This is a genomic window from Pseudomonas sp. S5F11 (assembly GCF_019641515.1).
GTDB lineage: Bacteria > Pseudomonadota > Gammaproteobacteria > Pseudomonadales > Pseudomonadaceae > Aquipseudomonas > Aquipseudomonas rhodesiae.
Genome location: NZ_JAIFJZ010000001.1, coordinates 5,686,452 through 5,709,136, shown reverse-complemented (window position 1 = coordinate 5,709,136; position 22,685 = coordinate 5,686,452). Strand labels below are relative to the sequence as shown.

Annotated in this window: 17 protein-coding genes and 4 tRNA genes; 2 read left to right on the top strand and 19 right to left on the bottom strand. The window is 60.5% G+C overall.

What is annotated here, in order from left to right; genetic code table 11:
- Positions 1-6 precede the first annotated feature (6 nt).
- The 8 genes from truA to leuC all read right to left on the bottom strand — a co-directional run bounded on the left by truA (position 7) and on the right by leuC (position 10,227).
- Positions 7-831 carry a tRNA pseudouridine(38-40) synthase TruA gene (gene truA, locus K1567_RS25880; RefSeq protein ID WP_034099162.1) on the bottom strand — a complete coding sequence of 275 codons (825 nt, stop codon included), beginning with the start codon at positions 829-831 and terminating at the stop codon, positions 7-9.
- 158 nt (positions 832-989) lie between these two features.
- Positions 990-3,527 carry a FimV family protein gene (locus K1567_RS25875; protein ID WP_169869010.1) on the bottom strand — a complete coding sequence of 846 codons (2,538 nt, stop codon included), beginning with the start codon at positions 3,525-3,527 and terminating at the stop codon, positions 990-992.
- 164 nt (positions 3,528-3,691) lie between these two features.
- Complete coding sequence (locus K1567_RS25870) at positions 3,692-4,702, bottom strand: aspartate-semialdehyde dehydrogenase (RefSeq protein ID WP_034099166.1); 1,011 nt, start codon at positions 4,700-4,702, stop codon at positions 3,692-3,694.
- A gap of 237 nt (positions 4,703-4,939) precedes the next feature.
- Positions 4,940-6,052: an aspartate-semialdehyde dehydrogenase gene (gene asd, locus K1567_RS25865; RefSeq protein WP_034099168.1), complete on the bottom strand. Its 1,113-nt coding sequence runs from the start codon at positions 6,050-6,052 to the stop codon at positions 4,940-4,942.
- A gap of 64 nt (positions 6,053-6,116) precedes the next feature.
- Positions 6,117-7,199: a 3-isopropylmalate dehydrogenase gene (leuB, locus tag K1567_RS25860; RefSeq protein ID WP_034099170.1), complete on the bottom strand. Its 1,083-nt coding sequence runs from the start codon at positions 7,197-7,199 to the stop codon at positions 6,117-6,119.
- A gap of 53 nt (positions 7,200-7,252) precedes the next feature.
- Positions 7,253-8,017, bottom strand: coding sequence for a class I SAM-dependent methyltransferase (locus K1567_RS25855; RefSeq protein ID WP_040268881.1), 765 nt, complete (start codon positions 8,015-8,017; stop codon positions 7,253-7,255).
- 136 nt (positions 8,018-8,153) lie between these two features.
- Positions 8,154-8,798, bottom strand: a complete 645-nt coding sequence (gene leuD / locus K1567_RS25850) for a 3-isopropylmalate dehydratase small subunit (RefSeq protein ID WP_034099174.1) — start codon at positions 8,796-8,798, stop codon at positions 8,154-8,156.
- Positions 8,799-8,808: 10 nt separating this feature from the next.
- Entirely contained in the window at positions 8,809-10,227 is a 1,419-nt protein-coding gene (gene leuC / locus K1567_RS25845) for a 3-isopropylmalate dehydratase large subunit (protein ID WP_034099176.1), read from the bottom strand.
- Positions 10,228-10,375: 148 nt separating this feature from the next.
- Between leuC and K1567_RS25840 the strand changes: the two genes are divergently transcribed.
- Both K1567_RS25840 and K1567_RS25835 read left to right on the top strand, forming a co-directional pair.
- Positions 10,376-11,266 (top strand): LysR family transcriptional regulator, encoded by an 891-nt coding sequence (locus tag K1567_RS25840; RefSeq protein WP_034114436.1) that lies wholly within the window; start codon positions 10,376-10,378, stop codon positions 11,264-11,266.
- A gap of 69 nt (positions 11,267-11,335) precedes the next feature.
- Positions 11,336-14,614: a PAS domain S-box protein gene (locus K1567_RS25835; RefSeq protein ID WP_034099180.1), complete on the top strand. Its 3,279-nt coding sequence runs from the start codon at positions 11,336-11,338 to the stop codon at positions 14,612-14,614.
- Between the two features lie 34 nt (positions 14,615-14,648).
- Here the strand turns inward: K1567_RS25835 and K1567_RS25830 are convergent, their stop codons facing one another.
- The 11 genes from K1567_RS25830 to gltX all read right to left on the bottom strand — a co-directional run bounded on the left by K1567_RS25830 (position 14,649) and on the right by gltX (position 22,574).
- Positions 14,649-15,593: a hypothetical protein gene (locus K1567_RS25830; protein ID WP_177329684.1), complete on the bottom strand. Its 945-nt coding sequence runs from the start codon at positions 15,591-15,593 to the stop codon at positions 14,649-14,651.
- Positions 15,594-15,680: 87 nt separating this feature from the next.
- Complete coding sequence (locus K1567_RS25825) at positions 15,681-16,835, bottom strand: hypothetical protein (RefSeq protein WP_220698985.1); 1,155 nt, start codon at positions 16,833-16,835, stop codon at positions 15,681-15,683.
- A 535-nt stretch (positions 16,836-17,370) separates the two neighbouring features.
- Positions 17,371-18,336 (bottom strand): tRNA-dihydrouridine synthase, encoded by a 966-nt coding sequence (locus tag K1567_RS25820; protein ID WP_034114440.1) that lies wholly within the window; start codon positions 18,334-18,336, stop codon positions 17,371-17,373.
- Positions 18,337-18,391: 55 nt separating this feature from the next.
- Positions 18,392-18,826 (bottom strand): thioesterase family protein, encoded by a 435-nt coding sequence (locus K1567_RS25815; RefSeq protein ID WP_034114443.1) that lies wholly within the window; start codon positions 18,824-18,826, stop codon positions 18,392-18,394.
- A gap of 41 nt (positions 18,827-18,867) precedes the next feature.
- Complete coding sequence (locus K1567_RS25810; RefSeq protein ID WP_034114445.1) at positions 18,868-19,701, bottom strand: alpha/beta hydrolase; 834 nt, start codon at positions 19,699-19,701, stop codon at positions 18,868-18,870.
- A gap of 12 nt (positions 19,702-19,713) precedes the next feature.
- Positions 19,714-20,253 (bottom strand): TetR/AcrR family transcriptional regulator, encoded by a 540-nt coding sequence (locus K1567_RS25805; RefSeq protein ID WP_034099190.1) that lies wholly within the window; start codon positions 20,251-20,253, stop codon positions 19,714-19,716.
- Positions 20,254-20,435: 182 nt separating this feature from the next.
- Positions 20,436-20,511: transfer RNA gene (locus K1567_RS25800), tRNA-Glu, on the bottom strand.
- A 78-nt stretch (positions 20,512-20,589) separates the two neighbouring features.
- Positions 20,590-20,665, bottom strand: a tRNA-Ala gene (locus tag K1567_RS25795).
- Between the two features lie 50 nt (positions 20,666-20,715).
- Positions 20,716-20,791, bottom strand: a tRNA-Glu gene (locus tag K1567_RS25790).
- An 81-nt stretch (positions 20,792-20,872) separates the two neighbouring features.
- Positions 20,873-20,945 (bottom strand) — tRNA-Ala (locus K1567_RS25785).
- Positions 20,946-21,092: 147 nt separating this feature from the next.
- Complete coding sequence (gltX, locus tag K1567_RS25780; protein ID WP_034114447.1) at positions 21,093-22,574, bottom strand: glutamate--tRNA ligase; 1,482 nt, start codon at positions 22,572-22,574, stop codon at positions 21,093-21,095.
- Between the last annotated feature and the right edge of the window lie 111 nt (positions 22,575-22,685).

Below are 22,685 nucleotides of genomic sequence, written 5' to 3'. Positions count from 1 at the left end.
CGGGCGTCAGCCGCCAAGTTCGCTGAAGCCGGTCAGGAAGTGTGGCCCGATAAAACGCTCCGGCAGCTCGAATTCGTCCCGGTACTCCACTTGCACCAGATACAGCCCGAACGGGTGCGCCGTCACACCACCGGTACGCCGGATGCGGCTTTCCAGCACTTCCTTGGCCCATTCCACCGGACGCTCGCCGGCGCCGATGGTCATCAACACGCCAGCGATATTGCGCACCATATGGTGCAGGAACGCACCGGCACGGATATCCAACACAATCATCTTGCCGTGACGGGTCACACGCAGGTGATGAACTTCCTTGATCGGCGACTTGGCCTGGCACTGGCCGGCACGAAACGCACTGAAGTCATGCACGCCAACCAAATGTTGTGCCGCCTCGGCCATGCGTTCGGCGTCCAGCGGGCGGTGGTTCCAGGTGATCTCTTCATTGAGGTGGGCCGGACGGATCTGATCGTTGTAGATCACGTAACGGTAGCGCCGGGCGATGGCTTTGAAACGCGCGTGAAAATGCGCGGGCATCACTTTGGCCCAGCTGACGCTGACGTCATGGGGCAAATTGATATTAGCGCCCATGACCCATGCCTTCATTGAGCGCTCGGCCTGGGTATCGAAATGCACCACCTGGCCGCACGCGTGGACGCCGGCATCGGTGCGCCCGGCGCACATCAGCGACACCGCCGAGTCGGCGACTTTGGACAGCGCATTCTCCAGGGTTTCCTGCACCGTCGGCACGCCGGACGCCTGGCGCTGCCAGCCGCGATAGCGCGAACCTTTGTATTCAACGCCCAAGGCGATGCGGTAAAAGCCTGCGGCCGCCATTTCGGCGGCCGCGTTATCTATGTTTGCCAAGAACTGAGAGCCTGATGAGTTGCGCAAAGGCGGCCATTATAAGGCCGCACGCCACATACGCCATGTGTTTGGTGGGCTGCAAAGCAAAACGGCGACCCGAAGGCCGCCGCTGCGTCAATGGCCCGTCATCAAGCCAGCCGGCCGAGCATCTCTTTGGCCTCGCCGCGCTGCACCTCGTCGCCCTCGGTGAGCACTTCGGAAAGGATGTCCCGCGCACCATCCGCATCGCCCATGTCGATATAGGCCTGGGCCAGGTCGAGCTTGGTCGCCACTTCATCGGTGCCGGAGAGGAAGTCAAACTCTGGCTCATCATCACCCAGCGCGGCGTCCTGCGCCGTGAAGGACGGGTGCTCAAGGCTCTGGGACAGGCGATCCAACTCAGCGTTGACGTCGTTCAGCTCCGAGGCGAACGCATCCGGCTTGGCCGCTGCCTCGGGTTCGTCCGCCAAGGACAAGTCGAAGTCCTCCGGCAGGTCGAAGTCGTCCAGGGCCGCAGGCGTCAACGTTGGCGGCTCTACGGCCGGCACGTCCTTCATCTCGCTTTCCAGACCCGAAAGGAAATCGTCGTCCGACTGCGCCGACGCTGGCGCGTCCAGCTGCAAGTCGAAATCCGCCAGCTCATCCGGGGCGGCCTGGGCTTGGGTTTGCTCCTTGAGCAGGGATTCGAAGGTCTGCTGATCGTCCTTGAGTTCGGCCGGGGATGCCGACTCCAGCTCGTCCAGGCTCAGATCGAAATCCGTATCGAACGCTTCCGGCTGCTGCGCGGGCTTATCTTCCAGCAACTCCTTGACGTACTGAGCGTCAAGGGCAGCGGCGGCCACCGCGGCACTGACCCCCGCGGCCAGCACAGCCATCGCCGGGAAGCGCGCCTTGAGCTGCTCGACCTGGGCGTGGTTTTCACCGTTGGCCACCAGTTGACGCTCTTGGGTGACGAAGCCGTCTTTGTCGTTTTGCAGGCCGTAGACCTCCATCAGCTTCAGGCGCAGATCGCTGCGCTTGGGCTCATGCTTGATCGCCTGCTCCAGTACATCGGCGGCCTGATTGAGCAGGCCGCGATCAATATGGGACTGAGCCAACGCCAAGGCGTCATTGGCGTTTTGCGGCGCGACCGCCGCGGCCAGGGGCGACAGCACGGACGCAACCGACGGTGCCACCACCGGCGCGCTCACCGCAGCAGGCGCGGGCGCAGCAGCCAGTTTGACGTTCGGTGGTGGCACCTCCAGGCCTTCAAAACTGTCCGGCGGCAGGTCCTGGTCGATATTGGAGGTGAATTCCGGTTCTTCGGCCAGGGCTCGCGCCATGCGCAGGTGCTTTTCTTCTTCGCGGCGAGCATTGCGATGGCGCAATACCAGCAGCAAAAGCAGCAGTGCAATCAAGGCCGCGGCACCGCCGACCACACCCAGGACGATCGGGTTGGTCAGCAGCTCATTGAACTTGCCTTCGGTGGCGGCCGGTGCCGCATCCGTCTTGATCGGTTCAGACACCGGGGCCACTGGGGTCGGTGTAGTCGGTGTAGTCGGTGTAGTCGGTGTGGTCGATGCAGCAGGAGCAGCCGGGGTGGCAGCGGGGTCGGCGGCTAGTTGGGCCGACATCGCCGGCGCTGCGGCGGCAGGGTCCGCTTTTTCAGCCTGGAGGCGAGCCAACTGATCGTTCTTCAGTTGAATCAGCTTTTGCAGCTTGTCCAGTTGGCTTTGCAGGTCGGCGGCGCGGCTTTTCAGCTCTTCGTTGTCGCGGCGCGTGGTGTCCAATTGCTCCTGGGTCATCGCCAACTTGTCGCTCAGGGCCTGGCTGTCGCCAGCCTTACCCTTGCCGCCTTTCTTGGCCGCTTCGGCAGAGACCAGGCTCAGGTTGTCCTTGGCATTGGTGGTCGCCGGGGCATTGCCCGTCTGGGTGCGTTTGGTGGCGTCCAGCTGCTGCTTGCCGGCGGCCTGGTTGGCCGCCGTGCGACGGCCCTGACGCCAGGCCTCGTTCTGCGCCCTGACTTCGGCGATCGCCTGGGGTTGCGGCAGTGCAGTGCTTTGGACCGTGTCCGGCAGGCGCAGCACCTGGCCGGTTTTCAGCCGGTTGATATTGCCGTCGACGAACGCGCTCGGATTAAGTGCCTGGATAGCCAGCATAGTCTGTTGGACCGAAGCGCCATTGCGATGCTTTTCGGCAATTTCCCACAGGGTATCGCGGGAGGTGGTGGTGTGCTGGGCGGGCTTGCTCACGGCCGGCGCACTCAGGCGCGGCGCCGGGGCTGCGGTGGTGGCGGCCGGCTGATCGAACTTGGCCGGGTCAAGCAGCACGCTGTAGTCACGCATCAAACGGCCATTGGGCCATTGCACCTGCAACAGGAAACGGATGTAGGAATCGGGCAATGGCTTGCTGGAGGTGACGCGCACCACACTGCGACCATTGGGATTGACCACCGGGGTGAACGTCAGGTCATCGAGAAACGCCTGACGATCGACGCCGGCATCCACAAACGCCTGTGACGACGCCAGGCTCGGCGTGATCTCGGACGCCGTGAGGCCGCCGACATCGAGCAATTCGATTTCCACCGACAAGGGCTGGTTCAGCTTCGACTTGAGGGTCATTTCCCCCAACTGGAGCGCCTGCGCCATACCGGAGGACAGCGCCGAGGCGGCCGCTATTGCTAACACCAGTTTGCGAACTTGAACCATAGCCTCATCCTTTGTTTGAACGCTCCCCGGCCTGCGAGAAGGTTGGTAACCGCTGCCATAAAAGGCATGGCGAGCCGATAGGTCACCGACACGCAATTGTTCCTGCTTGGGGCCAAGCATAGCGCCTGGTTAGAATCAATCTACAAATTGCCGCCAAGTATCTTTTACACAAGGCCTTTTATCAACAACTGCGCCAGCTGCACGGCGTTGAGCGCCGCGCCTTTGCGTACGTTATCTGACGTCAGCCACAGATTTAGTTCCGCCGGGTCATCCACACCGGCACGCACACGCCCGACATAGACCACATCCTGGCCCACCGCATCGCCGACTGCCGTTGGATAATCGCCCTCCTCTACAAGCTCTATCCCAGGCGAGGTATCGAGAATGCGATTCACCGCAGCGAGATCGACCGGCGCCCCCAATTGCAGCGAGACAGTCAGGCTATCGCCAAAAAACACCGGGGCTTGAACGCAGGTTGCGGAAATCTTTAGCAATGGTGAATCCAGCACGGCGCGCAGTTCGTGTACCAGGCGCTTTTCCAGGGCGGTATGACCTTGAGCATCTGGCGTGCCGACTTGCGCCAAGAGGTTAAAGGCCATCTGGCGATCGAAAAACTTTGGCTCCAATGGCCGCGCATTCAGCAATTCGGCGGTTTGCCGGGCCAGTTCACTGACGGCTTCGCGCCCCTGTGCCGACACCGCCAGATTAGCTGTGACGTTAACCCGCTGGATATCCAGCAAGCCACGCAACGGCGCCAGGGCCACCGCCAGGTATGTGGCGGATGGGCTCGGGCTGCTCAGCAGGAACGGTTTGCCCAGTCCATCGAGCAGATGGGCATTGGCCTCAGGCACCACCTGCGGCGCCTGCTCGGCGGGCAACGCGCCCGACAGGTCGATCACCGAGCAACCCGCGGCCGTGGCGCGCGCAGCGAAGCTCATGGTCACGGCCGGGCCGGCGGCGAAAAACGCCAGGTGCGCTTTGCTGAAATCGAACTCGTCTACCTCTCTGACCCGCACGTTCTTGCCACGAAACGGCACCGAGGCCCCGGCGGAGTTGCTGCCCGCCAGCAGATACAAGGTGCCCACCGGAAACGCCAGTTCTTCGAGAATCTGCACCAGGGTTTCACCGACGGTGCCGGTGGCGCCGATCACGGCGACTTCAAAGGTCTGGGTCATGGGGGTTGCCTCGGGCATTGCGGGGGGAGCGGCACTTTACCGGGTGGCTGGGGGCGAGGCAATTGGTGTGGGGGTGTGGTGGAGCGGATGGCGCTATCGGGGGCAAGCCCCCTCCCACCTTTGAGTTGCGAACACATGCCACTGTGGGAGGGGGCTTGCCCCCGATAGCACCCGAACTCCCAACAAAAAACCCGCGCCTGTCACCAGAACGCGGGTTTCTCTTACCGCCTCAGGCGATCAACGCTCCAGCAGAATCCGCAGCATGCGACGCAGCGGTTCGGCCGCGCCCCATAGCAACTGGTCGCCGACGGTGAATGCGCCCAGGTACTGGGTGCCCATGTTCAGCTTGCGTAGACGACCCACCGGTACATTCAGGGTGCCGGTGACCTTGGTCGGGCTCAGCTCCTGCATGCTGATCTCGCGGTTGTTCGGCACCAGCTTGACCCAGGGGTTGTGCTGGCTGATCAGCGATTCGATATCGGCGATCGGCACATCTTTGTTCAGTTTGATGGTCAGCGCCTGGCTGTGGCAGCGCATGGCGCCGATGCGCACGCAGATACCGTCGACTGGGATCGGGCTCTTGAAGCGACCGAGGATCTTGTTGGTCTCGGCCTGGGCCTTCCACTCTTCACGGCTCTGACCGTTGGGCAGCTCCTTGTCGATCCAGGGAATCAGGCTGCCGGCCAACGGCACGCCGAAGTTCTCGGTCGGGTAGGCTTCGCTGCGCATGGCTTCGGCCACACGGCGGTCGATGTCGAGGATCGCGCTGGCCGGATCGGCCAATTGATCGGCGACGGCGGCGTGGGTGGCGCCCATCTGTTTGATCAGCTCGCGCATGTTCTGCGCGCCGGCGCCGGACGCCGCCTGATAGGTCATGGCGCTCATCCACTCGACCAGCCCTGCTTCGAACAGGCCGCCCAGGCCCATCAGCATCAGGCTGACGGTGCAGTTGCCGCCGACGTAGTTCTTGGTGCCGGCGTCCAGTTGCTGGTCGATGACCTTGCGGTTGACCGGGTCCAGGATGATCACGGCATCGTCCTGCATGCGCAGGCTCGACGCGGCGTCGATCCAGTAACCCTGCCAGCCGGCCTCGCGCAACTTGGGGAAGACTTCGCTGGTGTAGTCGCCGCCCTGGCAGGTCAGAATCACGTCGAGGGTCTTCAGCTCGTCAATGCTGTAGGCGTCCTTGAGCGGAGCAATGTCCTTGCCCACGGACGGACCCTGGCCACCCACGTTCGACGTGGTGAAAAACACCGGCTCAATAAGATCGAAATCCTGCTCTTCCAGCATCCGCTGCATGAGCACGGAACCGACCATACCGCGCCAACCGATCAGACCTACACGTTTCATCGCAACTACACCTTGTTAAAAAGTGGGCCGCCTTGCAGCAACAACTGCAAGCGGGCCCGAGAGATTACAGATTCCGCAGCGCGGCGACTACTGCGTCGCCCATTTCTTGCGTACCGACTTTGGTGCAACCCTGCGACCAGATGTCGCCAGTGCGCAAGCCCTGATCCAAGACCAGGCTCACGGCCTTCTCGATGGCATCCGCCGCGTCGCTCAGGTTGAAGGTGTAACGCAGCATCATCGACACCGAAAGGATAGTCGCCAGCGGGTTGGCAATGCCCTGCCCTGCGATGTCCGGCGCCGAGCCGTGGCAAGGTTCATACATGCCCTTGTTGTCGGTATCCAAAGACGCCGACGGTAGCATGCCGATGGAACCGGTGAGCATCGAGGCCTGGTCGGACAGGATGTCGCCGAACAGGTTGTCGGTGACGATCACGTCGAACTGCTTGGGCGCGCGCACCAGCTGCATCGCGGCGTTATCGACATACATGTGGCTCAGTTCCACGTCCGGGTAGTCCTTGGCGACTTCTTCGACAATCTCGCGCCACAGTTGGCTGGACGCCAGTACGTTGGCCTTGTCCACCGAGCAGACCTTTTTGCCGCGCACGCGGGCCATGTCGAAACCGACACGGGCGATCCGGCGGATTTCGCTTTCGCTGTAGGGCAAGGTGTCGTATGCCTGACGTTCGCCGTTGTCCAGCACGCGCACGCCGCGTGGGGCGCCGAAATAGATACCGCCGGTCAGCTCACGCACGATCAGGATATCCAGACCCGACACCACCTCCGGCTTGAGGCTCGACGCATCAGCCAGCTGCGGATAAAGGATCGCCGGGCGCAGGTTGCCGAACAGGCCCAGTTGCGCGCGGATCTTCAGCAAACCGCGCTCCGGACGGATGTCGCGTTCGATCTTGTCCCATTTCGGTCCGCCCACTGCGCCCAGCAGCACGGCATCGGCGGCGCGAGCACGTTCCAGGGTTTCATCGGCCAGCGGCACGCCATGCTTGTCGATGGCGGCGCCGCCGATCACGTCGTGGCTCAATTCGAAGCCCAGGCTGTACTTGGTGTTGGCCAGCTCCAGAACTTTGACCGCTTCGGCCATGATTTCCGGACCAATACCGTCGCCAGGGAGAATCAGAATCTGCTTGCTCATGCTTGCCTCATTTCATCGGGCGACCCATCCGCGGGACAGGTCGGAAAAATTAATCAGCGCTCGGCCCACACTACCAGCACGTCGGTACTGAAGGTGCCGTCGGCTTGAATCTCGTAGTAATCGCGCACTTCCTGGCCCATCGCTTGCTGCAGCTCAAGAATCGCGGTGCGCAAGGCTTGTGGCGTGCGCATGCGCTCGACCCAAGAGGTGTATTCCAGACGCAGGCGTTGGCGGCTGCTGTTGCGTACGTGCAAACCGGCTTCGCTGAGCTGACGCATCCATTCAGCGGCAGAATAATCGCGTACGTGGCTGGTGTCGCGCAGCACTTCGACGGTTTGCAGGTAAGTGTCCAGCAGCGGGCTGCCGGGTGACAGCACATCGACAAAGGCCGCCACGCCCCCAGGTTTAAGCACCCGGCGTACTTCGCGCAAGGCCAGGCCGAGGTCACTCCAGTGGTGGGCCGAATAGCGACTGAACACAAAATCGAACTCGCCATCGGCGAACGGCAAGCGCTCGGCGGCACCGTTTACGGTGCTTATATTGGTGAGACCGCGCTCCTGCGCGGCGGCGGCCACTACGTCGAGCATCTGCTGGGACAGGTCGTAGGCCACGACTTCCTTGACCAATGGAGCCACATGGAAACTCACATGACCGGCACCGCAGCCCAGGTCCAGCAGCCGTGCATGGCCCTGCCCGGCCAGCTCGGCCTGGAGCAGCGCGAATTCGGTGCCTTGGGCGTGCACGGCACTGCTCAGGTAGGCCGAGGCCTGTTCGCCGAATTGTTTTTGCACGACTTGGGTGTGGGCGGTGGCGGTCATGGTGGCATCCTTCAAGGGTTGTGTTGCTGGTACCGGCCCTATCGGGGGCAAGCCCCCTCCCACATTTGAATGTATTCACAACTCAAAAGGTGGGAGGGGGCTTGCCCTCGATGAAGCCGGCCCTGCCTACATCAATTTACGCGTCACGAAACAACCAAGGCTGGCTGGCCCGGTGCTTGGCTTCAAACGCCGCAATCGCATCACCGTCCTGCAAGGTCAGGCCGATATCGTCCAGCCCATTGAGCAGGCAGTGCTTACGGAAGGCATCCACTTCAAAGTGATACACCTTGCCGTCCGGACGGGTCACGGTCTGCGCGGCCAGGTCCACCGTCAATTGGTAGCCCACAGTGGCTTCCACTTGCTGGAACAGCTCGTCCACTTCGGCGTCGCTCAAGATGATCGGCAACAGGCCGTTCTTGAAGCTGTTGTTGAAGAAAATGTCGGCAAAGCTCGGCGCGATGATGCTGCGAAAGCCATATTCTTCCAGGGCCCACGGCGCGTGCTCACGGCTGGAACCGCAGCCGAAGTTTTCCCGGGCCAGCAATACACTGGCGCCCTGGTAACGCTCGGCGTTGAGGACGAAATCCTTGTTCAGCGGGCGCTTGGAGTTGTCCTGATAGGCATAGCCCACGTCCAGATAGCGCCACTCGTCGAACAGGTTGGGGCCGAAGCCGGTGCGCTTGATCGATTTCAAGAACTGCTTGGGGATGATCTGGTCGGTGTCCACGTTGGCACGGTCCAACGGCGCGACAAGACCTGTGTGTTGGGTAAAAGCTCGCATCGGGTATTCCTCAGATCAATTCGCGAACGTCGATGAAACGACCGTTGACGGCAGCAGCGGCGGCCATGGCCGGGCTGACCAGGTGGGTACGGCCACCGGCGCCCTGACGCCCTTCGAAGTTACGGTTGGAGGTCGACGCGCAATGCTCGCCCGACTCCAAACGGTCCGGGTTCATCGCCAGGCACATGGAGCAGCCCGGCTCGCGCCATTCAAAACCGGCCTCAAGGAAGATCTTGTCCAGGCCCTCGGCCTCGGCTTGCGCTTTGACCAGGCCCGAGCCCGGCACCACGATGGCTTGCTTGATGGTCGAGGCGACTTTGCGGCCCTTGGCGATCACCGCCGCGGCGCGCAGGTCTTCGATCCGCGAGTTGGTGCAGGAGCCGATGAACACGCGATCCAACTGGATATCGGTGATCGCCTGGTTGGCGGTCAACCCCATGTACTTCAGGGCGCGCTCGATAGAGCCGCGCTTGACCAGGTCGGTTTCCTTGGCTGGGTCCGGCACATTCTGATCCACCGCCAAGACCATTTCCGGCGAAGTGCCCCAACTGACCTGCGGCTTGATCTGGGTTGCATCCAGCTCGACCACGGTGTCGAACACCGCATCGGCGTCGGACACCAGGTCTTTCCAGGCTTCGACCGCCGCGGCCCAGTCGGCGCCTTGCGGGGCGAACGGCCGGCCTTTGACGTACTCGATGGTTTTTTCGTCCGCCGCCACCATGCCCACGCGGGCACCGGCTTCGATGGACATGTTGCAAATGGTCATGCGGCCTTCGATGGACAGATCGCGAATGGCGCTGCCGGCGAACTCGATGGCATGGCCGTTGCCGCCGGCGGTGCCGATCTTGCCGATCACAGCCAACACGATGTCCTTGGCGGTCACGCCAAAAGGCAATTGGCCTTCGACGCGCACCAGCATGTTCTTCATTTTCTTGGCGACCAGGCACTGGGTGGCGAACACATGTTCCACTTCGGAAGTGCCGATGCCATGGGCCAGCGCGCCGAACGCACCGTGGGTGGAGGTGTGGGAGTCGCCGCACACCACGGTCATGCCCGGCAGCGTGGCGCCCTGCTCCGGGCCGATGACGTGCACGATGCCTTGACGCACGTCATTCATCTTGAACTCGGTGATGCCATATTCGTCGCAATAGTCGTCGAGGGTTTGCACCTGCAGGCGCGACACCTGGTCGGCGATGGCGTCGATGCCGCCCTTGCGCTCGGGAGTGGTCGGTACGTTGTGATCCGGGGTGGCGATGATGGAATCGACGCGCCAAGGCTTGCGCCCGGCCAGCCGCAGGCCTTCGAACGCTTGGGGCGAGGTCACTTCATGGATGATGTGACGGTCGATATAGATCAGCGACGAACCGTCGTCGCGCCGTTTCACTTCATGGGAATCCCAAAGCTTGTCGTAAAGCGTTTTGCCGGCCATCAGTCGGTCCTCATCAGCGGTCTTTCTATGCCCCGGGTTTTGAGACGTATCAATAACCCTTTGGCTTGTGAGGCTGATGGTATGGCGCTACATTAAATAACTCAAATTCATATTTTTTATGCTTTGGATTACCAACTGGAATACAACAATGGACCTGGCCAACCTCAATGCCTTTATTGCCATCGCCGAGACTGGCAGCTTTTCCGGGGCCGGCGAGCGCCTGCACCTGACCCAGCCCGCCATCAGCAAGCGCATTGCTGGCCTGGAGCAACAGCTCAACGTGCGGCTGTTCGACCGGCTAGGCCGCGAGGTCGGCCTGACCGAAGCCGGGCGTGCCCTGCTGCCGCGCGCGTATCAGATTCTGAATGTGCTGGACGACACGCGCCGCGCCCTCACCAACCTCACCGGAGAAGTCAGCGGGCGCCTGACCCTTGCCACCAGCCACCATATCGGCCTGCATCGCCTGCCGCCGGTACTGCGCACATTTACCCGGCAGTACCCTAACGTGGCCCTGGATATTCAGTTTCTGGATTCAGAAGTGGCCTACGAAGAAATCCTCCATGGCCGTGCCGAAGTGGCGGTGATCACCCTGGCGCCCGACCCTCATCATCTAGTGCGCGCCACCCCCGTTTGGGACGATCCGCTGGATTTCGTGGTAGCGCCGGAACACAGCCTGGCCGGCGATAGCCCTGTCAGCCTGGCCGACATTGCCGGCCACCCGGCGGTATTCCCTGGCGGTAACACCTTTACCCACCATATTGTCAGCCGTTTGTTCGAGGCTCAGGGGCTCACGCCGAATATCGCGATGAGCACCAACTACCTGGAAACTATCAAGATGATGGTGTCCATCGGCCTGGCCTGGAGCGTGCTGCCGCGTACCATGCTGGACGATCAGGTGGCCAGTGTCGCTTTGCCAGGCATACAGCTCAGTCGCCAGCTAGGCTATATCGTGCACACCGAAAGGACGCTGTCGAACGCTGCGCGGGCCTTTATGAGCTTGCTGGATGCACAGGTCGATCTCCCAGGGATATCGGCATGACCTAGTGCGTCCGGTTTACTGAGCTGGACCGCGTTGTTTGCCCATTGAGTGAGCCAAGGCCCTTTGATAATGCGCACCCCCGTCGATTCCATGCCACCGCTGCCCCGCATCTACGCCCTCGACCCGCGTGAGGCGGAGCAAAGCTGGGAGAGCGCCCCGCAGTTGCTGGCGGCGCTCAATGCCGCGCGCCTGGGCGCATGGTGCTGGGAAATCGACAGCGGGCGCATCAGTTGGTCACGGGGCACCCAGGCGCTGTTCGGCTTCGACCCGCGCCAGCCACTGCCCAAGGACCTGGAATACCTGGAGCTGCTGGACCCCGCCGATCGCTCCCGGGTGGTGCGCGCCTTCCACGCAGTCTTGGCCGGCGAGCCGTTCGAGCAAGCCATGCACCACCGCATCCAGTGGCCAGACGGCAGCTTTCATTGGCTGGAGATCAACGGCAGTGTGGTGCCGGATAACACCGGACGGGGCCGCATGATCGGGGTGATCCGCGAAATCACCGAGCAGCGCGAGCGGGAGCGCGCCCTCAGCCACTCCGAAAAGCGCTTCGCCACGCTGTTCCACCTGTGCCCGAACATGGTGCTGCTGACCCGCCAGGCCGACGGCTTGATTAGCGAAGCCAACCAGTATTTTGAAATGCTGTTCGGCTGGCCCCTGGCCGATGCGATTGGCCGCACTACCCTGGAGCTGGGCCTATGGCGCCATCCCGAACAACGCGCGCAGCTGGTCAAAGCCACCCAGCGTAAGGGTGAACCGATCACCATGGAAGTGCAGTTCTGCGCCAGTAACGGCCAGATCCACGACGGCACGCTCAGCGCCCAAAAGGTCGAACTGGACGGTGAGGCCTACCTGATCAGCACGTTCCTCGACACCACCGAACGCAAAATGGCCGAGGACGCCCTCAAGGATAGCCAAGAGCGTCTCGACCTGGCCCTTGATTCCGCGCAATTGGGCACCTGGGACTGGCACATCCCCAGCGGCATGCTCTACGGCTCGGCCCGCGCCGCCCAACTGCATGGCCTGCCGCCGGAGCCGTTCCACGAGTCCTTCGATGCGTTTTTCGAAGGCATGCCCGATGAAGAGCGCGAAAATATGCGCCATGCCTACCGCACCCTGCGCGAAGGCCCGGCCGGCAACTATCAGCTGACCTACCGCGTGCCGATGGAAGACGGCTCCTCACGCTATTTGGAAAGCCGCGCCCGCCTGTACCGCGACGCCCAGGGCGCGCCGTTGCGCATGGCCGGTACCCTGCTGGACATCACTGACCAGGTCGAACGGGAACAGCGCCTGAGCGCCTCCGAAGAGAAATTCGCCAGTCTGTTCCAGGCCAGCCCCGACCCAATCTGCGTCACCGGCCTGGATAGCGGCGCGTTCATCGAGATCAACCCGGCGTTTACCCAGACCTTCGGCTGGAGCGTCGCCGAGGTGATTGGCAGAAGCGCCGATGAAATCGGCCTATGGAACGATTCGAGCCAGCGCCTTGAGCGCATCGAGCGAGTAATCCGCGAGCAAGCGCTGAACAATGTGGCGGTGGTGGCCCATCACAAAGACGGCCGCAGCCTCACCTGTGTAATTTCCAGCCGCCTGATCAAAGTGGGGGAGCAACCGTGCATCGTCACGACCTTGCGCGATATCACCCAGCAACAACGTTCGGAGGCGGCGTTGAAGGCCAGCGAAGAAAAGTTCGCCAAGGCGTTCCATTCCAGCCCGGACGCTATCTCGATCACCGAACGCGACACCGGCCGGTATGTAGAAGTCAACGATGGTTTCTGCCGCTTGACCGGCTACCGTGCTGAAGAGGCCATCGGTCTGACCCTCTATCAGATCGGCATCTGGGCCGACGACAAACAACGCTCGGCGCTGCTGGCCGAGCTGCAGATCAAGGGGCGCATCCATCATCTGGAGATGCTCTGGCACAACAAACGCGGCGAATTACTGGCAGTGGAAGTCTCGGTGGAGCCCATTACGCTGAATGAAACCCCGTGCCTGCTGCTGACGGCGCGGGATGTGAGCCTGCTGAAAAACGCCCAGGCGCAGATCCGCCACCTGGCCTATCACGACCCACTGACCAACCTGCCCAACCGCGCGCTGCTGATGGATCGTCTGAGCCAGCAGATTGCATTGCTCAAGCGCCACAACCTGCGCGGAGCGCTGTTGTTTCTGGACCTGGACCATTTCAAGCACATCAACGATTCCCTCGGCCACCCGGTGGGCGACACCGTGTTGAAAATCGTCACCGCGCGGCTTGAAGCCAGCGTGCGCATGGAAGACACCGTGGCGCGCCTGGGCGGCGATGAGTTCGTGGTGTTGCTTAGCGGTCTGGAAGGCTCACGCAACGAAGTCAGCCATCAGGTTCAGAACCTGGCCAATACCCTGCGCGAGTTGCTCTCGGAGCCAATGTTTTTGGACGGTCACCGCCTGCAAGTCACTCCCAGCATCGGCGTGGCGCTGATCCCCGACCACGGTTCGACCCCGGCCGACCTGCTCAAGCGCGCCGACATCGCGCTGTACCGCGCCAAGGACTCGGGGCGCAACACCACGCAAATGTTCCACAACAGCATGCAGAAGACCGCCAGCGAACGGCTGCGCATGGAAACCGACCTGCGCCTGGCCCTTTCCCGCGGCGAGTTCAGCGTGCATTACCAGCCGCAAGTGGACGCGCGCGGCAACCGTATCGTCGGCGCCGAAGCTTTGGTGCGCTGGCAGCACCCGCAATTGGGCGCGCAGTCGCCGGCGGAATTTATCAAGGTATTGGAAGACAGTGGCTTGATCCTTGAAGTCGGCACCTGGATTCTCGACGAGGCCTGCGCGGCGTTCGGGCAATTGCTTCAGGAGGGCAAGATCGACCCGTTGGACTTCAGCCTGTGCGTGAACATCAGCCCGCGGCAGTTCCGCCAGAGCGATTTTGTCGAGCGGGTGGAGCGCAGTCTGCAGCAGCACTCCTTGCCCTGCAGCCTGCTGAAACTGGAAATCACCGAAGGCATCGTGATCCAGAACCTCGACGACACCATCAGCAAGATGCGCCGCCTGAAAAAACTCGGCGTGAGCTTTGCGATGGATGACTTCGGCACCGGCTATTCATCCCTCACTTACCTCAAGCGCTTGCCGGTGGACGCGCTGAAAATCGACCAATCGTTTGTCCGCGATGCCACCCACGATCCCAACGATGCCGAAATCATCCGCGCCATTGTGGCCATGGCGCGCAGTTTGAATCTGGAGGTGATTGCCGAGGGCGTGGAAACCCCTGAACAACTGGCATTCCTGCAGATGCTGGGCTGCCATTTGTACCAGGGGTATTTACACAGTCGTCCGCTGCCGATCGAAGGCTTCAGACGGCTGCTGGTATAGCCGACACCCGCCCTTCAGCGCAGGTAAGCGACCCCTAGACCAAGGCTACTGCAACGCCCCGTCTCGGTGTCGAACCCTGTCGCCCCCACAACTCTTCACGTCCGTTGATAACCGCCACCGAATGCCCGGCTCGATTACACATGCCTATTTGTCCACGGGCGAGCTCACGCACGGAGACTCTTTTCATGTGCTTTTTCAATCCAAGCCGTTCAAACCCCTCACCTGCCATGGTTTCATCCTCACCGTTGTTCAAGCTGTGGATCGCTGCACGGTAACTCCTGCCCGCCGTGCCGTCGTTATTGTCCCGTTGAGCACGCTTGGCGCTCACCGCAAACAGAAACTGCGCATCCTTGAGCATTCCTTTGTCCGGGCCAATAAACTTCGCGCCTTGTGCGCCCTCTCTCAACTCTTGGTCGCTCAAGGTCAGTTCATAGCCGTCCCGCATGACCACGTGATAACCCGTACTGGTTTTTTTCACCTCTTTATAAATATCCGTTGGGCTTTGACCGAAGCGATGCATCGCCGCCTTAATCGCCGAGACAGTGACACAATTGCCATCGGGGCCCTGACGAAAACCACTCCAAATATTCTCCGGCTTGGCACCATTACGCTTGCTTGAAAGACCCGGGATATCCGTGGCGGGTCCGGGAGCGGGCGGTGTCGGATCAGGTACGACCTTTGGCAGAACGTCAGGGGGACGTGGAACGTCAGGTACGGCTGTTTCTTTTTTATTGGATATCAAGCCAATTAATTGGTTAAAAAATGAAGCAAACAATGCCACCAATGAATTGACCGCATCCGCATTTTGGACAGCACTATTTTTTACATTCGCGACGGCGCTGGGCGACGCATCAAACTTTATGTTATTTCTGGAAGAACCGTGCGAGACGTCTTCATTCACTGCATTGAAAGTATCAACACCAAGGACCTGACGCACATCTATCACACGCGCAACATTATTAATTAAAGGACATGGCATAACTGACTCCTTGAACAATGACCTCACCGAACCGAGCCGACACCGGAGAAGTCATTGTTTTACGTGAACGATCCTAGCCTGTTGTTTTCAACGCCTGAATGCAGGCCGCCTATTGAAACGCCAGTCCCTGTTATCGAATGTATTTTCCGCTGGGCCAGGGCTGGTCAAATCAGGTTCCGTTTTGTCAGGTTTAACTTCGACGAGGGTGTCCGGCTTGACGGGTGGCGTCACATTGGGTTTCGCGTCCGGCTTCACATCCAACTTCACGGCCGGCTTCATGTCCGGTTTCACATCCAACTTCACGGCCGGATTCGTGTCCGGTTTCACATCCAACTTCACGGCCGGGTTCGTGTCCGGTTTCACATCCAACTTCACGGCCGGGTTCGTGTCCGGTTTCACATCCAACTTCACGGCCGGGTTCGTGTCCGGTTTCACTTCCAACTTCACGTCTGGCTTCGTGTCCGGTTTCACCTCAGGCTTAACTCTCGGCGCGGGTTTTGGCGTTACGCCAGGCGTTACATCGGGATTGGGCCCAACGCGCACGCCTGGGACAACCCTTGGCCTGATCCCACTATCAGGCAATACACCGTGGTCGGGGCAGTGACAATGGCTGACGTTGACATTCACCTGTACGTTCGCCTTTGCATCGTTGGTCACTGCGACCTCAGGCCGGGGCACTTGCGGCATCACCGGTGTTGGGGTGTTGCGGGCGTCCGCTAAAACCATCGACTTCTCTGCGTCAGCCTTACCGGAGAGGTCCGTTGTCTGAGGGGTTACCCGACGCTTTTCCAAGCCTGGTGTCACGGATGGGGCGGCAGCATCCGGCTTCACCGATTGCTTTTCCATATCCGGCTTTACCAATCGCTTATCTGCGCCTGGCGTCGCCGGTTGGTCAGCAGCATCCGGCTTCACAGGCGCTTTGGTGACGTCCGGCGTAAGACCCGGCGAATGCTTCAAACCAGACATAAGATCAGGCGCATTATTTCGCCCAACAAACACTTCCCGCATAGACCTAAAGAACTGTTCGATCATGTCAAACATCTTAAAGAGTGCACCCGCACTGAACATCAACTCGTTATTTTTAACGCTAGAATTTTCAAAGCGCGTCGTCGAAACATCGGAACGGGAAGTGCTACTAGGCGGGGTGGATTTAGCATCAGCGCTCGTCGGCTTGGACGACGGTTGATCGAGAATCGATGTATCAGGTTTTACAAAAGTAGGATTATTGATCGTTAGAGACATTCATAAATTCCTCAATTAACGCAACCTGACCCCGTTATAGGAACAGGAAAGCAATAGTCTTATTGACCAGCAAGCAACAAGGCTGCTTCACAGTCCCTACTTTCGTGGAAAATAACGCTGTCGGGTTCCTTGAATCGCATTTCATATAAGGAAATCAAACCGAATTTTCAGATAATGCCTCATGGCTTTTATCGGAAGTCCGCGAATCAAGCCGCCAAGCGAAGGCATTAACGGAAATACATATTAATAAATCGACGCGCGCGCAACTCAGCGAAATAATTCCGGATACCGCCCAGTAATTGATTCTGCTAACAGCCTCGCAAGAGACAAATCAAGACAAACTGACACATGTGTATGAACTTAAATAAAAAGACACCCGGCGATACATCAGCTTGGTTAAATATAAAAAATACATCTCACTTGACGCCGCCCCATTGATGCCGCCCATAAACAAAAAATGCCCCGCATCTTTCGATACGGAGCATTTCCTGGAAACATGCAGCCATTCACGCCATACCGCCGCCCCACTCCTCCGTCAGGGCTGATAAACCGGCGGATGGGCCACACCGAGCAAAAGACTGACTTGCTCCAGCGATGTCTCACGCCGCAAGGCGGCAAACAACGCCACCGCTTCGGGGTAGTTACGCGTCAACATCGCCAGCCACTGCTTCAGGCGACCTGGCGCCTGGCGCTCGGTCAATTGCGCCACGCATTGCACCCAGAAATCCTGCAGCAGCGGTTGCAGCTGTGCCCAGGACATTTCCACCACGTCTTCACCTGCGCGAGCAGCTGCGATTTGCCGCGCGAGATCAGGACGCGCCACCAAGCCACGGCCGAGCATGATGTCTTCGGCGCCGCTGACTTCGCGACAACGCCGCCAGTCTTCAACACTCCAGATATCGCCATTGGCGAACACCGGCACCTTGACCACGTCCTGCACACGAGGAATCCACTCCCAATGCGCGGGCGGCTTGTAGCCATCGGTCTTGGTACGGGCGTGCACCACGATATGGGCGGCGCCGCCCTCGGCCAGGGCTGTGGCGCATACCAGCGCACCGTCGGGGCTGTCGAAGCCCAGGCGCATCTTGGCAGTCACCGGGATATGCGCCGGCACCGCGCGGCGCACATGCTCGACAATCTGGTTAAGCAGCTCTGGTTCCTTGAGCAGCACGGCACCGCCGCGCGATTTATTGACGGTCTTGGCTGGACAGCCGAAGTTCAAGTCGATCACTTCGGAGCCCAGTTCACAGGCCAACGCGGCGTTTTCCGCCAGGCAAACCGGGTCGGAGCCGAGCAATTGCACACGCAATGGCACACCCGCAGCGGTGTGGGCACCGTGCAGCAGTTCAGGCGCGAGCTTATGGAAATAGGCTGGAGTGAGCAGGCGGTCGTTGACGCGGATGAATTCGGTCACGCACCAGTCAATCCCGCCGACGCGGGTCAGCACGTCACGCAGGATGTTATCGACCAGCCCCTCCATGGGCGCCAAAGCAATTTGCATGGAAAACACTCAAGAAAAATCGTGGCGCAGTTTACTGGGTTTCCCACTGCAACCGTTAACCCCCTGTCAGGGCGGGGCCATAGCCATCGAGAAACTCCGTCGGCATGCGCTTGGGCTTGCCGCTGGACAGCTCAATGCAGACGAATGTGGTGTGCGCCCGCAGCAAGGTGGCGCCATCCCGGGGGCGGACCAGTTGGAAACGGCGGGTCATCTTCAGACGCTGATCCCAATCGACGATCCAGGTGGCCAACTGCAACTCATCGCCTTCGTACCCGGCCGCCAGGTAGTCGATTTCATGACGCACCACCGCCATGGCACGATCCAATCGACGGTACTCGGCAAGGTCCAACCCCAAGCGCTGCGAATGGCGCCAGGCGCAGCGTTCGAGCCAGGCGACATACACTGCGTTGTTGGCGTGCCCCAGACCGTCAATGTCTTCAGGGGCGACCTGCAGGTCAATGATAAACGGCGTTGCCAAATCCCAGCCCATGCGCTGCTCCCGGTCGATTAATGTCAGGGGGCAGCAGTGTATCAGGCGCTTTGTCGCTCCTGTAACCGAGCGCCGGCCAACAACGTCAGCACACCGTCGATCACCCGTGGATCGGCCAGTACCTTCTGATGCCCGCCCTGCTCCAGTTGCAGCAAGCGGCTGTCGAACCAGGCCTCGTGGATGGCCTTGGCGGCCTTGACGGGCACAAACGTATCGTCCTCGGCGTGCACGATCAGCCCGGGAATAGCCATATCGTAGTGAGCGACATCCAGATGTTTGAGTGGCATACCAAATGTCAGCTCGACCTCTTGGATAAATGCCAGCCGCGCCCGCGTCGGCAGGCCCACCATACGGGTAAAGCCGCGCAGCACATCCAGAAAGCGCGACGGCGCAGCAATGCTTACCAACGCATTGGTGCGCAATCCCAATTGCACGGCGAGCATGGCACTCGCCCCGCCCATGGAATGGCCGATAACCGCGTGCAGCGGCGGCAACTCGGCGGCCGCCTCCAACATGGCTCGGGCAAACAGCAGCACATGGGCTTCACGCCCCGGCGAATGGCCATGGGCCGGGCCGTCCAGGGCGATCACGGAGTAGCCGTTGTCGACCAGCGCATTGATGAGGCTGGCGAATTGGGTTGGCCGGCCTTCCCAGCCGTGCATCAGCAGCACGGCGGGCCCTTCGCCCCAGCGCAGCGCCGACAAACCGAAACGCAACGTGACACGCTGCGCCTGCGCCAGCAGCGGCAACTCCCAATCACGGGGCGGCAATTCGCGCGGGGTCATGAACACACGCCGCATTCTGTTGGCCACCGTTCGCGGCGCCACGTACCCCAATGTACCGTTGACACCTCGCACCCAGGTTAACGCACCCATAACCCGCTCCTTTTAACGCACCGCCGACTTGGCCGCGCGCATCACCCGATCCGACAATTCCCCCGGCCCGAGCGCACGCGCCAGGGTCAGTCCACCCACCATCAACGCCATGTCCGCCAGGGCCTTGTCGATGTCTTCCGGGCACGTCGCCAACTGTGCAGCCATCAATTCAACATGTTCGCTGAGCACCTGGCGGAACGCCTCTGGCAAGCGCCCCATCTCCCCGACCGTGGCGGGTAGCGGGCAGGCCTGGGAGGTTGAGTCGCGGTGTTTGCGCGACAGATAAAACGCCGCCGCCAGGGCGCGGCGCTCTTCGCCGGTGATCTGCTCGTCCAGGTCATTGATGGACGCGCGGCGCTGAGCCAGCAACTGACTGAATGCCTCCAGCATCAGCGCGTCCTTGCTTTCAAAGTGTGCGTAGAAGCCACCCACGGTCAGCCCCGCCGCCCCCATGACTTCACCGACGCTAGGCTCAGCCGGGCCACGCTGAATCAACGCAGCGCTGGCAGCCTGCAGAATGCGTTCGCGGGTTTGCGCTTTTTTGTCGCTCATCGTTGCCTCCGTGGTTCATGGGTTGAATATTATTACCATAATAATATTCCGCAAGCGACGGGTATGACCACTGGTCAGAACGACAATAAGAAAGGGAAGGAGGAATTGGCCAAACGCCAGACAAACAAAAGGGCCATTCAATAATTGAATGACCCTTAAAAATCCCGCAGAGCGGGTAATCGTGGCGTCCCCTAGGGGACTCGAACCCCTGTTACCGCCGTGAAAGGGCGGTGTCCTAGGCCACTAGACGAAGGGGACACAAACCTTCTATACAACTGATCAGGCTGAGACTGATCGATTCAAGGACGGTGTGGCCGGAACCTTGAACCTGTAAATTGGTGGAGCTAAACGGGATCGAACCGTTGACCTCTTGCATGCCATGCAAGCGCTCTCCCAGCTGAGCTATAGCCCCAGATTTTTCGCCTCGCGGCGCAGCAGACCTTGCGAGCTGCTTGTTGAAACTGGCGTCCCCTAGGGGACTCGAACCCCTGTTACCGCCGTGAAAGGGCGGTGTCCTAGGCCACTAGACGAAGGGGACAAAACCTTCTGTACAACGGATCAGAGCTGAGTTCTGATCGATTCAAGGGCGGTGTGGCCAGACCTTGAACCTGCAAATTTGTGGAGCTAAACGGGATCGAACCGTTGACCTCTTGCATGCCATGCAAGCGCTCTCCCAGCTGAGCTATAGCCCCTCATCGGTGAGGACGGGGCGAATCTTAATGGCGGTTTGGAAACGTGTCAAATTTATTTTCAACTATTTCCAAAATTTTTTGCCGGGATAACAATCACTTACCGACGAAACCCCGGAAAACCGGGGTTTCGTCGTTACAACCGCGTGCTTAAGCGATAGTACCCAGCAGCTTTTCCCACTCTTTGTTTTCTTTCTTCGACACACCACCCAGCAAATCAAGCGCTTGGCGCAGACGGAAACGCGTCAGGTCAGGGCCGAGAATTTCCATCGCATCAAGCACCGACACCGAACTAGCCTGCCCGGTGATCGCCGCGAACATCAGCGGCATGGCGTCGCGCAGTTTCAACTCCAGGGACTCGACCACCGCCTGAATCGTCGCGGTGATGGCGTCCTTCTCCCACTGACGCAGGCTTTCCAGCTTCCACAGAATCAACTGCATCAACTGGCGAACCTGGTCACCCGAGAGCTTCTTGGATTCAAACAGCTTCGGATCCGGGTTCACGCCCCCCGCAAAGAAGAAACTGGCCAACGGCGCGACCTGGCTGAACGTCTCCACCCTGCCCTGCACCAGCGGTGCGATCTTCATCATGTATTCAGGGTTCAACGCCCACTGCTGCACACGGCTGGCGAATTCTTCCACCGGCAAGTCACGCAGCCATTGGCCGTTGAGCCACGACAGCTTCTCGATATCGAAGATCGGCCCACCCAGCGACACACGGGACAAGTCGAAGTTGTCGACCATCTCCTGCAGCGAGAACTTCTCGCGCTCGTCCGGCATCGACCAGCCCATGCGACCCAGGTAATTGAGCATCGCTTCGGGCATAAAGCCCATGCGCTCGTAGAAGGTCACCGAAGTCGGGTTCTTGCGTTTGGACAACTTGCTCTTGTCCGGGTTACGCAACAGCGGCATGTAGCACAGTTGCGGTTGCTCCCAGCCGAAGTATTCGTAGAGCAGGATCAGCTTCGGCGCCGACGGCAGCCATTCTTCGCCGCGCAGCACATGGGTGATGCCCATCAGGTGGTCGTCGACCACGTTGGCCAGGAAGTACGTGGGCAGGCCGTCGGTCTTCATCAGCACCTGCATGTCCATGCGGTCCCACGGGATCTCGACGTCACCGCGCAGCATGTCCGGCACCACACACACGCCTTCGCTCGGCACCTTCATGCGGATCACATGGGGTTCGCCGGCAGCCAGGCGACGTGCCACTTCTTCTTTGGATAGCAACAGCGCGCGACCGTCGTAGCGCGGCGTTTCGCCCCGGGCCTGTTGTTCGGCGCGCATCTGGTCGAGTTCTTCGGCGGTGCAGAAGCATGGGAACGCATGCCCCATGTCGACCAGTTGCTGGGTGTACTGCTTGTAGATGTCACTGCGCTCGCTCTGGCGATACGGGCCGTGAGGGCCGCCCACGTCCGGGCCTTCGGCCCAGGTAATGCCCAACCAGCGCAGCGCATCGAAAATCTGCTGCTCCGACTCGCGGGTGGAGCGCAGTTGATCGGTGTCTTCGATCCGCAGAATGAATTCACCGCCGTGCTGCTTGGCGAAGCAGTAGTTGAACAAGGCGATGTAAGCGGTACCGACGTGGGGATCCCCAGTGGGCGATGGCGCGATGCGCGTGCGGACGGTGGTCATGGCAGGTCTCGAATGGGCGATATAACTGAAAATTGAAACAAGGGGCGAATGGTAACAGCCCAGGGGGTTTTCTGGAAAACCGCGGCGCGGCTATCGGGGGCAAGCCCCCTC